Genomic DNA, 11,269 nt, shown 5'->3' with positions numbered 1-11,269 from the left:
AAAGCTATGTCAAACCTTGAACAGCTGGCGTATTACCAGAAAAAACTCTCCTTTGAAGCCGATTCATGGGATCTCTATCTCGCGCTCAAAGCCGGGGAAAATATCGTGGTCGTGGATGGTCGTAGCGAAGAGGCGTACCAGCGTGAGCATATTCCGGGCGCGATTAACCTGCCGCATAAAGCGCTGTGCTTTAACAACACTACCGAGCTGGATAAATCCAAAGTGTATATCTGCTATTGCGACGGCATCGGCTGTAACGGCTCGACCAAGACCGCGATGAAGCTGCTGACGCTGGGTTTCCAGGTGAAAGAGCTTATCGGCGGGCTGGACTGGTGGAAACGCGACGGTTACGCCACTGAAGGTCATCAGGGCCGCGACGGCACACCGGTAAGCTGCGGCTGCTGATAATACCCTGAAGGCGGATAAGCCTCGCTTCTCCGCCCCTCATTAAAAATAACGCTTTTTTCAGGAATTAATCACTAATTCTGACGGGGTTGCTATGTCCGCAAATAATGCTCAGCGGGTTGCTGCGGTATGCGAAAAATTCCGCACGCTGGATATGGAAATCATTATGTCCTGTTTTACGAAAGATGTGACGGTGAATTATAACCAGCTGGAAACGCTGCACGGCAAAGCGGCGTTAAATGAATTCCTGACGCCGCGCTACCGGGTGCTCGGCGATTACCGGCTGGATAAAAAAATTATTATGGAAGAGGGCGATCGCGTCTGCGTTGAAGTGCGCGCGAACTATGTCAATAAAAATACGCAGGTCGCTTTTCAGAGCCGTATTTTTGAAGTTCTGGTGTTTAAAGAAGATCTTATTTCCCACTGGGATTATATCGGCCACAGCGAAGAAATTATTTCCTGGTCAATTTAATGGAGCGCGCAAATGACCACGCAAATGAATGATGCCGGGAACACTCCTGGTAATGAAACGGAATACGATATTATCGGCATTGGTTTTGGCCCGGCGAATATTGCGCTGGCGATTGCATTAGAAGAGTTTGGCTTTAAAGGAAAATGCCTGTTTCTGGAGCGTCGTGACGGCCCCTGCTGGCAGCCGCAAATGCTGCTGTCGGGCAGCGATATCCAGAATCATCCGGCGCGCGATCTGGTGACGCCGCGCAACCCGCGTAGCCGCTATACCTTTCTCAACTTTCTGTTTGAGAAGAACCGGTTGTTTGAGCATCTCAACCTGGGGCTCGAATTCCCCCTGCGCCGGGAGTTTGCGGAATATGTCACCTGGGTGGCGCAGGCGTTTTCGCATCAGGTGAAATATGGGCAGAATGTCACCAGAATCAGCCTTGATAAAAGCGTGGAGCCGCAGCGCTATCAGGTGGAAACCGCCGACGGCGCCGTATGGCGCGCCCGCGCGCTGGTGGTGGCGCCGGGCCGCACGCCGCTTATCCCGGAAGTCTTCACCCACGCCAGCCGTGAGCGGGTTTTCCACCTGACCTCGTATCTGGAAAGCCTGGAGATGCTCAATGCGCGTCGTCCGCTGCGCCGGATTGCGGTCGTCGGCGGCAGCCAGAGCGCGGTGGAAATCCTGCTGCATCTGCGCCAGAGCTGGCCGCAGGTGGAGGTTATTAATATTCAGCGCGGCTATGGGTTTCGCCTGAAGGATACCAGCCCGTTTAGCGAACATGTCTATTTCCCGGAGTTCGTGGATTACTACTTCTCCAGCTCTGCGGCGGCGAAGCAAAACATCAACCGTCATCTGCATTACACCAACTACTCGTCGGCGGATAAAGACGTTATTCACCAGCTCTATGTTGGCCTGTATGAAGACAAACTCGCCGGCCAGCAACGGGTGCAGATCCTCGCTAACCAACAGATAACCGGCTATCACGAAACGGCGTCGGGCTGCACGCTGCATCTGACCGACAGCCATACCCACCGCCTGCAAACCATAAGCGACCTGGACGGCGTCGTGCTGGCGACCGGTTTTCGCAATCTCGGCAACGGCGAGAGCGAAGAGCTGTGCCCGCCGCTGTTAAGCGAGCTCTACCCGATGATTGAAACCCAGGAGAGCGGCTTTTTGAAAATCAACCGCGACTACAGCCTGAGCTCCCGGCCCGGTTGCGCGCTGCCGCCGCTGTTCCTTAACGGCCTGTGTGAATCCTCTCACGGCTATGGCGATGCGGGATCTTTCAGCCTGTTATCGCTGCGTGCGAAGGATATCTGGCTGTCGCTCTCGCCGCTGCTGCAGGAGCAGGAAGTACCGGTCTGACTTTCTCTTTTTTCTCTGGAAACGGTAAAAAATATGACTACGCATGAGACGCTTTTCGATGTTTTTGCCCGCCATGAGTCCTCGGCGCGCAGCTACTGCCGCAACTTTCCGGTGGTGTTTCAGCGCGCGAGCGGAAGCTATCTGTATGACGCGCACAATAACGCCTGGCTCGATTTTTTAAGCTGCGCCGGGGCGGTGAACTACGGCCATAACCCCAACGCCCTGAAGCAGGCGCTGCTGGAATATGTGGCCAATGACGGCATTCAGGCCGCGCTGGATCTGCATTCCGAAGCCAAGATGGCGTTTATCCTCGACTTTAACCGGCTGATCCTGACGCCGCGCGCGCTGGATTACCGGATGCAGTTTACCTCCCCGACCGGCACCAGCGTGGTGGAGTCGGCCATCAAGCTTGCCCGCAAAACCCGCGAGCGCGCCACCATCGTGGCGTTTACCAATGGCTTTCATGGGATGTCGTCGACAGCGCTGGGGCTGACCGGCAATCGCGATAACCGCCAGCCGTGGGCTGACGCGCATGTTTTTCGTCTGCCGTATGAGGGCTACCTTGATGGTCTGGATTCTGTCGCGTATCTGGAAAGGCTGCTGACGGATAACAGCTCCGGGCTCGACGTGCCGGCGGCGGTTATCCTGGAAACCGTTCAGGGCGAAGGGGGCGTGAATGTCGCCTCCGCCGGGTGGCTGCAACGGCTGCGCGAGCTGACACGGCGGCACAACATTTTGCTGATCGTGGATGATATTCAGGCGGGCTGTGGGCGTACCGGCGAGTTTTTCAGTTTTGAGTTCGCGGGTATTGAGCCGGACATCGTCTGCCTGTCTAAATCGTTAAGCGGCTATGGTCTGCCGTTCTCGCTGCTGCTCTACAAGCCGGAGCTGGATCAGTGGAGCCCTGGCGAAGACAACGGCACCTTTCGCGGCAACACGACGGCATTCGTCACCGCCCGCGCCGCGCTGACCACCTTCTGGGCCGACGATGCGCTGAGCCAGCACGTGTTTCAGCTTGAGAGCGTGGTGAAGCAGTGGCTGGCGGAAATCCATCTGCGCTTCGCGCCCTTTATCAAAGCAACCCGTGGCCGCGGGCTGTTTTACGGTATTGAGTTCCACCAGCCGGAACACGCCCGCGCCGTGTCGCGCGCCTGCTTTGAACAGAAGATGATTATTGAACGGGCAGGCGACCGCGACCAGGTGGTGAAACTGATGCCCGCGCTGACCATCAGCGAGGCGCAGCTGCGCGACGGGCTCGACATTCTGCAACGCGCGATGGAAGGCGTGCTGGCCGACGCGCTTCTTGACCAGCCGATCGCCGTATAAGGAGCCGACCATGACCTATGACGTGTTAATTGTCGGCGGCGGCGTGGGCGGAAGCGCCTGCGCCATCCTGCTGCGCCAGTTGGGAATGACGGTGCGCCTTATCGAAAAAATGCCGGACGCGCAGCGCTATAAAAAGCTCTGCACCCATTTTATCCAGCCCGCCGCGATACCGGTGCTGGAGCAGCTCAACATGGCGGCGCTTGCCAGCCCGCCTTACAGCGTGCGCACCAAAGCGGCGTTTATTACCGCCGCCGGGTATATCGACCCGGAAGGCGGCTATGGCCCGGCGAGCGAGGGCTATGCGCTGAATCTTGAGCGTTCGGTGCTGGACCCGGCGCTGCGCCAGCAGGCGGAAAACGCGGGCGTGGAGAGCGGATTTGGCGAGCGCGTGACGGCGCTTGAACGCACCCCGGACGGCTGGACGCTGACCGTTGAGAAAGACGCGCAGTCTCAGTTGCTAAGAGGCCGGATGCTGGTGGCGGCCGATGGCCGCACCTCCGTCATCGCCCGGCTGACGGGTAACGAGGCCGTGGCGCATGAAAATCAGCGCGCGACGTTCTTCGCGTATTGCTCGGGCATTGCAGCGCCGGCACAGGGGCGCTCGCTTTTTGCCCACAGCGCGGGCGGCATGGCGTTTCTCTATCCGCTGACGGGCGGGCGCACGTTGCTGTCGGCTTATGTAGATAAAGAGATGGCGAAACGCTGGCAGGATGAGCGCGCAGAACAGGCGTTGCTGCGTTACTTCGCGGCCGTGCCGCAGATGCCGGACGTGCGTAACGCGCGCTTTGAGACGCCGGTTTACGGTTATCAGGATTACCCAAGCCTGGTACGCCAGCCGGTGCACGCGGATATCGCTTTTATCGGCGACGCGGCGCTTTCGCTCGACCCGATGAGCGGCGTGGGATGCAGCTTTGCGCTCCAGGCGGCGTCGATGCTTGCGGCATCGCTGGGCGAGCAGGCGAGCCTGCCGGCGGCGCTGAAGGCTTACGCGCAGCGTTTCAACGGATATTTCCCGGCCCACGCGCGCGGCATTATCGCCGATTCGCTGATAACCAAAGATGAAGCCCGCCAGCAGCAGCTGTATCAGGCGATTCTGGCGGATCCGATGCTGCAACGGCAGTACCGCGATCTGACCGGGCGTCTGCTGTCGCCGCCGGCGTTTCAGAATGCGTATCTGGTGAGTAAAGCGCGTCAGCGTACCGCCACGGCGCGGGCAGGCGCATAAGGAGAGAGGATGTCTGAGCAATCTGTCGCCGCGCTGGAGGCGGTGATTCTGGAAAAACTGGCGCTACAGCTGCCTGATAAAGGGCCGTTTGGCGCGCAGACCCCCTTCGCGTCGCTGGGCGTGGATTCGATAGGTGTGGTTATCCTGGTGGCGGAACTGGAGAGCGAGCTGGATTTTGTGTTCGACCCCGCCGATCTGGATATGACTCACTTTACGCATGCCGGGCGTCTCGCCTCGCTGTTACACAGTAAATACCAGCTCACAGGAGAGTGACATGATGACGGATATTCTCTATCCGCACGATGCGCAGCTCTATGACCGACGCTTTATGAACTGCGCCGAGCGTCACGCCGTGGTGTTTCTTAAAGAGCGCCGGGCGCAAACCGATCTGCTTTTTTACCGCGCGCTGGTAAGCAGCGATGAGATTTTTCGCCAGATTATCCAGCAAAAAAAGCCGAAATATAATTTCGTGAATGGCTGTTTCAGTGAACCGGATCTAAACGCGCTGGGTATTTATCCGCACGAACTACGCGGCGAATGTTTTGCGCAAATTAAGCCGGATATCGACGCGCTTATTCGGCAGCATGGATTTGTGCTCATTTCCGGTTCGGTATTTTATTTCCCGCACTGCCCGGAATACCGACAGAAACATTTACATCATCTGGTGGTGTTGAATGGCACAGATGAAGCGCATGGCCGTTATCAGGTCGCCGATGATAATCCGGCAAGCGTACTGTGCCAGTATCAATATGGATTACAGGACGTGGCGGGATTTTTTGATAATAACGGCGACCGACTGGCGCGCTGGTTTACGCTTGATAATTACGATAGCGACGAAGCGACTCACTATTTCCAACATGCGCTGCGCGATTACCTTAGCCATTATCAGGACAGCCAGCAGTTTTTATCCGACATTGAGGACTATCTGAAAGATAATTTTGAAGCACGTGAAATTAAATTGCAGTTATTACATGACGGATTCAGTTTACTATCAGGATCGCGAACGCTGTTCGCTCACTATTTATCGCTTCAGCATCCCGACCAGGACGCCATAACTGAACTGGCGCGCCAGCTCGGCCAGCAGGCGTTTATTCTGAAAAGCCTGGTGGTGAAAGCGCGCATTACCCAGCGGCTGGATATTGCCGACCTGGCGACGCGCGCCCGACAGTTTCAGGAGCAGGAAAGCGCTTTGTTACAGGCATTACGCACTCTGCTGCGAGGACATTGAGATGACCACAACGGTACAGAAAAAAGGCTACGGGGAGCTGCTGCGTGAAAAACGCTTCTTTCCTTTCTTTTACAGCCAGATCCTGACGAACCTGGGCGACGGGCTGTTTTCCGTTTCGCTTATCTATTACGCGCTGAAGATTGGCTCGTCGGCGGCGACGCTTGGGGCCATCGTGTTTGCCATCACGCTGACACGCGGCCTGCTCGGGCCGCTGGGCGGCGTCATCAGCGACCGGCTTGACCGGCGCAGCTATGTCATTTGCCTCGAAGTGTTGCGCACCCTGAGCGTGCTGGCGATCCCGGCGCTCTATTATGCGGGCTGGCTTAACATTTACGGACTGTCGGCTATCGGCGTGTTTATCTCCACCCTGTTTGCGATCTCCGTGCCGGCGGCGAAAGCGCTGATCCCGACGCTTGCCGGAACCGAACGTCTGCAGCTGGCGAACGGGTTGATCCAGACGGTCACCTGGCCCGCGTTTTTCCTCGGCTCCGGCCTGCTGGCGCTGCTTCAGGACCGCATTCCTTCCCAGATGCTGTTTGTGGTGACGGGCATGGTCTTCGGCGTTTCAAGCCTGCTGCTGTGGACAATGCCAAAGAGCGAACCGCGTCCCGCCCCGCGAACCGCCTGACGCCGGGTGTGTTTTTTCAGGAGCTGCGCAACGGGTATCAGGTGTTGCATGTTGATCCGGTGATGCGCACCCGCGTCTGGCTGTATGGCGCGTTTACGTTCTTCTGGCGCGGCAGCCTGCAAATCTGCATCCCGATCCTTATCCTGCGCACGCTGGAAAGCCCGCCGTGGCTCTACGGCGCGCTGATGTTCGCCAACGGACTGGCGGAGCTGCTGGCGAATTTGTGGGTCGGGAAGCGGTTCTTCCAGCGTCCGCTGCTGTTTACCTACTCCTGCGAAGTCCTTCTCGGAAGCGGCCTGCTGCTGCTGGCGCTGAGCCTGTGGCTGCCGTTCACTTACCTCTGGCTGTTCTCGGCGGTGGTGCTGATTGGCGTCGCGGCCGCGACCATTGATATCCCGCTGCTGACGGTTATCCAGAAGCAGATCCCGGCGGAACATGTCGGGAAGGTGATCAGCTACTGGTTTACCATCGGCTCCTGCGGCGGCGCGGCGGGCTCGCTGCTGCTGGGGATGCTGTTCGACCTGGTGCCGGTCGGCACCGGCATTATGATGACCGGCGCGGCATGCCTGTTTATCGGGCTCGCGTTTTACAGCTGGGCGCACAAGCGCAACACGTTTACGGAGGAGCGCGGCGTGGACGCGGTGGTGTGATGTCACGAGGCCGAAAGATTAAAAACCCGCATTAACAGCGCGTTAATGCGGGTTAGTGGATGCTTACTTACCGATGTGAAGCGGCGTTACTTACCGATACAGAAGCTTGAGAAAATGCGGCCCAGCAGATCGTCGGAGGTGAATTCGCCGGTTATCTCGCTTAACGCCTGTTGCGCCAGACGCAGCTCTTCGGCCAGCAGCTCGCCCGCCCAGGCACCCAGCAGCTGCGCTTTGCCCTGTTGCAGATGGTTGGCTGCTGTTTCCAGCGCCTGCAGATGACGGCGACGGGCCAGGAAACCGCCTTCCATGCTGGTGTCAAAGCCCATGCTCTGTTTCAGATGGCTGCGCAGCACGTCCACGCCGTCGCTGGTGCGCGCGGAGAGGCGAACAAGTGAGTGACCATTTACTTCGCTGATACCCGGCAGCTCGCCAGTAACGTCCGCTTTGTTACGCACGACGGTAATCGGCAGTGTCGCGGGCAGACGAGCGATAAAATCGGGCCAGATCTGCGCCGGGTCGGTGGCGTCGGTCGTGGTGCCATCTACCATAAACAGCACGCGATCAGCCTGTTCAATCTCCTGCCAGGCGCGCTCGATACCGATGCGTTCCACCTCGTCGCTCGCTTCACGCAAACCGGCAGTATCGATGATGTGCAGCGGCATGCCGTCGATATGAATATGCTCGCGCAGCACGTCGCGGGTGGTGCCGGCGATATCCGTGACAATCGCCGCCTCGCGGCCCGCCAGCGCGTTCAGCAGGCTCGATTTGCCCGCGTTCGGGCGCCCCGCAATCACCACTTTCATCCCTTCACGCAGCAGGCTACCCTGGCGCGCTTCGGCGCGGACGGCGTCAAGATCGCCGATGACCTCATTAAGCTGCGCCTCGATTTTCCCGTCCGAGAGGAAATCGATCTCCTCATCCGGGAAATCGATAGCCGCTTCGACAAAGATACGCAGGTGGGTGAGCGCCTCGACCAGATGGTTCACGCGGGCCGAGAACGCGCCCTGTAAGGAGTTGAGCGCCGAACGGGCCGCCTGCTCGGAACTGGCGTCGATAAGGTCGGCGATGGCTTCCGCCTGGGCGAGATCGAGCTTGTCGTTAAGAAACGCGCGCTCGGAGAATTCGCCAGGACGCGCGATGCGCACGCCGGGAAGGGTGAGGATACGTTTTAACAGCAGATCGAGGATCACCGGGCCGCCGTGGCCCTGTAATTCCAGCACATCTTCGCCGGTAAAAGAGTTGGGGCCGGGGAACCACAGCGCGATCCCCTGATCGAGCGCCGTGCCATCGGCGTCTTTAAACGGCAGGTAATCGGCATAGCGCGCTTTCGGCAGTTTGCCCAGCACCGCCTGCGCCACGTCCCGCGCCTGCTGGCCGGAGATGCGCAGAATGCCCACGCCGCCGCGTCCGGGAGGCGTCGCCTGGGCGACAATAGTGTCGTTATGGCTCATGGTTTGTCTCATGTCATACCAATAAAAAGGGCGGTCATCAGACCGCCCTTAACGTTATATTCCTTTGCCGGATGGCGGCTTCGCCTTATCCGGTTTACTACCGAATCAGGACTTCTTCTTCTCGCGGCTATGCAGACCGCGTTTTTCCAGACCGCGGTAGATCAGCTGCTGCTGAAGGATGGTGACCAGGTTGCTGACGATATAGTACAGCACCAGACCGGACGGGAACCACAGGAAGAAGACCGTAAAGATGACCGGCATAAAGGTCATGATCTTCTGCTGCATCGGGTCGGTCACGGTGGTCGGCGACATCTTCTGAATGAAGAACATGGTCGCGCCCATCAGGATCGGCAGAATGTAGTACGGGTCCTGCGCGGAAAGGTCATGGATCCACAGCGCGAACGGCGCGTGACGCAGTTCCACAGAGCCCATCAGCATGTAGTACAGCGCAAGGAAGATAGGCATCTGGATCAGCAGCGGGAAGCAGCCGCCCAGCGGGTTCACTTTCTCCGCTTTGTACAGCGCCATCATCTCCTGGCTCATACGCTGCTTATCGTCGCCCAGACGCTCGCGCATAGCCTGAATCTTCGGCTGCAGCAGGCGCATTTTCGCCATGGAGGTGTACTGCGCTTTGGTCAGCGGGTACATCACGCCACGAACGATAAAGGTGATGGCGATAATCGCAAAGCCCCAGTTGCCGAGGAAGCCGTGGATCCATTTCAGCAGCTTGAACAGCGGCTGAGAGATAAACCACAACCAGCCGTAGTCAACGGTCAGGTCAAGGTGCGGCGCAACGGCGGCCATTTTGTCCTGAATTTCCGGGCCGACCCACAGCGTGCTCGCAAGCGATGCTGTCTGGCCTGGCTGTACCTGAACCGGTGCGGATTTGTAACCGATAGCGGCCACGCCATTACCCAGGTTCGCGGTATAGAAGTTGTTGGTGCCGTTGTTCGTCGGAACCCATGCGGTTGCGAAGTACTGCTGGAGCATCGCTACCCAGCCGCCTTTGGCATTCACGTTCAGATTTTCATCGTCGGCGATAGTATCGAACTTATATTTCTCATACTTCTCGTCCGGCGTGGAGTAGGCCGCGCCGCGGAAAGTATGCAGAGCAAAGTTGTTGCTGCCGGTGTCGCGATGGCTCGGCAGATCGATGGTCTGCTTCAGCTGGCCGAACGTGGAGACTTCAAGCGGCTGCGTGCCGGCGTTCTTCACGTTGTAACCCACATACACGGCGTACTGGCCGCGTTTCAGGGCGAACGTTTTGGTGAAGGTGTTGCCTGCCGCGTCGGTGAAGGTCATCGGGATCAGCAGTTCATTCTGACCGTCAGCCAGGACGTAAGTGTCGCGCTCGACATTATAAAGCGGGCGACCCTGATTGTTATTCGGGTTGTCCGGGCCGTTACGACCGGTCAGGCCGCTCTGTGCCTGATAAACGAATTCCGGCGTGGTTTCCAGCAGCTGGAACGGCTCGCTGGAGCCCAGCTCTTTCGGGTATGCCAGCAGAAGTGCCTGCTCGATGTCGCCACCACGGGTATTGATGGTAAGAGAAAGGACATCGGTCTTAACGGTAATGAGTTTCCCCTGGCCACTGGCCGGTACGCCCTGGCTTGCGGCGCTACCCGCTGCGGTGGTCGTAGTCTGCGTGGTCTGCTGAACCTGGGGTTTTGGAGCTTTATCTTGCTCCCAGGCTTGCCAGATCATGAAAGACACGAACAACAAAGCGATGACAAAAAGATTGCGTTGCGAATCCATCGTTAGTGTTCTCTGGTATCAAAAGGTCCTGGCGGGACGGGGTCGTCTCCACCCGGGTTCAAAGGGTGGCATTTTAATACGCGTTTCACTGTCAACCAACTGCCTTTTAACACCCCAAACCTGCGCAATGCCTCAATTCCGTACTGCGAACAGGTGGGGTGAAAACGGCAATGCGGCCCGAGAAGCGGACTAATGAAGCGTTGATAGACCCGGATGAGGGCTATCAGGAGCCGCGAACCAGGCGACAATGACGACGCCATAATTTTTCCAAAGCTTCCGAAAGCTCCCGGTTATCGAGGTCGGCAATCCCGCGCTTCGCCACCACCACGAAATCCATAGGCGGAAGTTCATGCTGACGTAAACGGAAGCTTTCACGCGTCAGACGTTTAATCCGATTGCGTTCATGGGCGCGTTTGACGTTTTTCTTGGCGACGGTAAGACCGATGCGGGGATGCCCCAGCGAATTAAGGCGGCCGAGGATGGTGATTTGCGGCGTGCCAGCCCGTTGTGGCTGCTGGAAGACGAAGGTGAAATGAGCGGGAGTTAACAAACGTAACTCCCTGGGAAATGCGAGCTTAACCACTAAGGGGTTAGCTATTACTTGGAAACGGTCAGACGAGCGCGGCCTTTAGCACGACGACGTGCCAGAACCTGACGACCATTTTTAGTAGCCATACGAGCACGGAAGCCGTGAGAACGGTTGCGCTTCAGTACAGACGGTTGAAAAGTGCGTTTCATGGCGATTTCTACCTAAACTTGAATAAATTCACTGACTT

At 57.8% G+C, this 11,269-nt stretch carries 14 protein-coding genes; 9 read left to right on the top strand and 5 right to left on the bottom strand.

The genetic code is table 11. From position 1 onward, the window contains the following. Nucleotides 1–6 precede the first annotated feature (6 nt). The 9 genes from BJP61_RS01035 (at nt 7) to BJP61_RS21630 (ending at nt 7,287) form a co-directional block, all read left to right on the top strand. Nucleotides 7–405 (top strand): rhodanese-like domain-containing protein, encoded by a 399-nt coding sequence (locus tag BJP61_RS01035; RefSeq protein WP_007732908.1) that lies wholly within the window; start codon nt 7–9, stop codon nt 403–405. Nucleotides 406–499: 94 nt separating this feature from the next. Beyond that, nucleotides 500–877: a nuclear transport factor 2 family protein gene (locus tag BJP61_RS01030; protein WP_038866342.1), complete on the top strand. Its 378-nt coding sequence runs from the start codon at nt 500–502 to the stop codon at nt 875–877. A gap of 12 nt (nt 878–889) precedes the next feature. Continuing rightward, the gene (locus BJP61_RS01025) at nt 890–2,230 is read left to right on the top strand and encodes a SidA/IucD/PvdA family monooxygenase (RefSeq protein WP_171997642.1); all 1,341 of its coding nucleotides are present in this window, start codon (nt 890–892) and stop codon (nt 2,228–2,230) included. A 33-nt stretch (nt 2,231–2,263) separates the two neighbouring features. Beyond that, nucleotides 2,264–3,556: a diaminobutyrate--2-oxoglutarate transaminase gene (gene ectB, locus BJP61_RS01020; protein ID WP_038866337.1), complete on the top strand. Its 1,293-nt coding sequence runs from the start codon at nt 2,264–2,266 to the stop codon at nt 3,554–3,556. 10 nt (nt 3,557–3,566) lie between these two features. Then, the gene (locus BJP61_RS01015; protein ID WP_171997641.1) at nt 3,567–4,781 is read left to right on the top strand and encodes an NAD(P)/FAD-dependent oxidoreductase; all 1,215 of its coding nucleotides are present in this window, start codon (nt 3,567–3,569) and stop codon (nt 4,779–4,781) included. A 9-nt stretch (nt 4,782–4,790) separates the two neighbouring features. Beyond that, nucleotides 4,791–5,054 (top strand): acyl carrier protein, encoded by a 264-nt coding sequence (locus BJP61_RS01010; RefSeq protein ID WP_038866334.1) that lies wholly within the window; start codon nt 4,791–4,793, stop codon nt 5,052–5,054. A gap of 1 nt (nt 5,055) precedes the next feature. Then, nucleotides 5,056–6,009 (top strand): hypothetical protein, encoded by a 954-nt coding sequence (locus tag BJP61_RS01005; RefSeq protein WP_171997639.1) that lies wholly within the window; start codon nt 5,056–5,058, stop codon nt 6,007–6,009. A 1-nt stretch (nt 6,010) separates the two neighbouring features. Then, nucleotides 6,011–6,637 (top strand): MFS transporter, encoded by a 627-nt coding sequence (locus BJP61_RS21635; protein WP_255485445.1) that lies wholly within the window; start codon nt 6,011–6,013, stop codon nt 6,635–6,637. Continuing rightward, nucleotides 6,589–7,287, top strand: a complete 699-nt coding sequence (locus tag BJP61_RS21630) for an MFS transporter (RefSeq protein WP_255485444.1) — start codon at nt 6,589–6,591, stop codon at nt 7,285–7,287. The genes BJP61_RS21635 and BJP61_RS21630 overlap by 49 nt, the downstream gene beginning before the upstream one ends. An 86-nt stretch (nt 7,288–7,373) precedes the next feature. Here BJP61_RS21630 and mnmE read toward each other — a convergent pair whose 3' ends face one another. From mnmE to rpmH, 5 genes are all read right to left on the bottom strand, one after another. Next, entirely contained in the window at nt 7,374–8,738 is a 1,365-nt protein-coding gene (gene mnmE, locus BJP61_RS00995; protein ID WP_171997637.1) for a tRNA uridine-5-carboxymethylaminomethyl(34) synthesis GTPase MnmE, read from the bottom strand. Nucleotides 8,739–8,843: 105 nt separating this feature from the next. Then, the gene (gene yidC, locus BJP61_RS00990) at nt 8,844–10,493 is read right to left on the bottom strand and encodes a membrane protein insertase YidC (RefSeq protein WP_171997635.1); all 1,650 of its coding nucleotides are present in this window, start codon (nt 10,491–10,493) and stop codon (nt 8,844–8,846) included. A gap of 2 nt (nt 10,494–10,495) precedes the next feature. Next, the gene (gene yidD, locus BJP61_RS00985; RefSeq protein WP_004386003.1) at nt 10,496–10,753 is read right to left on the bottom strand and encodes a membrane protein insertion efficiency factor YidD; all 258 of its coding nucleotides are present in this window, start codon (nt 10,751–10,753) and stop codon (nt 10,496–10,498) included. Then, nucleotides 10,717–11,076 (bottom strand): ribonuclease P protein component, encoded by a 360-nt coding sequence (gene rnpA, locus BJP61_RS00980; protein WP_004386002.1) that lies wholly within the window; start codon nt 11,074–11,076, stop codon nt 10,717–10,719. The genes yidD and rnpA overlap by 37 nt, the downstream gene beginning before the upstream one ends. A 14-nt stretch (nt 11,077–11,090) precedes the next feature. Beyond that, nucleotides 11,091–11,231: a 50S ribosomal protein L34 gene (rpmH, locus tag BJP61_RS00975; protein ID WP_000831330.1), complete on the bottom strand. Its 141-nt coding sequence runs from the start codon at nt 11,229–11,231 to the stop codon at nt 11,091–11,093. Nucleotides 11,232–11,269 lie beyond the last annotated feature (38 nt).

Origin of the sequence: Cronobacter sp. JZ38 (assembly GCF_008932145.1) — a bacterium.
Taxonomy (GTDB): Bacteria; Pseudomonadota; Gammaproteobacteria; order Enterobacterales; family Enterobacteriaceae; genus Cronobacter; species Cronobacter muytjensii.
This window is presented reverse-complemented; position numbering and strand designations above follow the sequence as displayed.

What these genes read in the sequence shown, in the direction of transcription:
- BJP61_RS01035 (WP_007732908.1), top strand. Translation starts at nt 7, where the DNA reads ATGTCAAACCTTGAACAGCTGGCGTATTACCAGAAAAAACTCTCCTTT.
- BJP61_RS01030 (WP_038866342.1), top strand. Translation starts at nt 500, where the DNA reads ATGTCCGCAAATAATGCTCAGCGGGTTGCTGCGGTATGCGAAAAATTC.
- BJP61_RS01025 (WP_171997642.1), top strand. Translation starts at nt 890, where the DNA reads ATGACCACGCAAATGAATGATGCCGGGAACACTCCTGGTAATGAAACG.
- ectB (WP_038866337.1), top strand. Translation starts at nt 2,264, where the DNA reads ATGACTACGCATGAGACGCTTTTCGATGTTTTTGCCCGCCATGAGTCC.
- BJP61_RS01015 (WP_171997641.1), top strand. Translation starts at nt 3,567, where the DNA reads ATGACCTATGACGTGTTAATTGTCGGCGGCGGCGTGGGCGGAAGCGCC.
- BJP61_RS01010 (WP_038866334.1), top strand. Translation starts at nt 4,791, where the DNA reads ATGTCTGAGCAATCTGTCGCCGCGCTGGAGGCGGTGATTCTGGAAAAA.
- BJP61_RS01005 (WP_171997639.1), top strand. Translation starts at nt 5,056, where the DNA reads ATGATGACGGATATTCTCTATCCGCACGATGCGCAGCTCTATGACCGA.
- BJP61_RS21635 (WP_255485445.1), top strand. Translation starts at nt 6,011, where the DNA reads ATGACCACAACGGTACAGAAAAAAGGCTACGGGGAGCTGCTGCGTGAA.
- mnmE (WP_171997637.1), bottom strand. Translation starts at nt 8,738, where the DNA reads ATGAGCCATAACGACACTATTGTCGCCCAGGCGACGCCTCCCGGACGC.
- yidC (WP_171997635.1), bottom strand. Translation starts at nt 10,493, where the DNA reads ATGGATTCGCAACGCAATCTTTTTGTCATCGCTTTGTTGTTCGTGTCT.
- yidD (WP_004386003.1), bottom strand. Translation starts at nt 10,753, where the DNA reads ATGGCGTCGTCATTGTCGCCTGGTTCGCGGCTCCTGATAGCCCTCATC.
- rpmH (WP_000831330.1), bottom strand. Translation starts at nt 11,231, where the DNA reads ATGAAACGCACTTTTCAACCGTCTGTACTGAAGCGCAACCGTTCTCAC.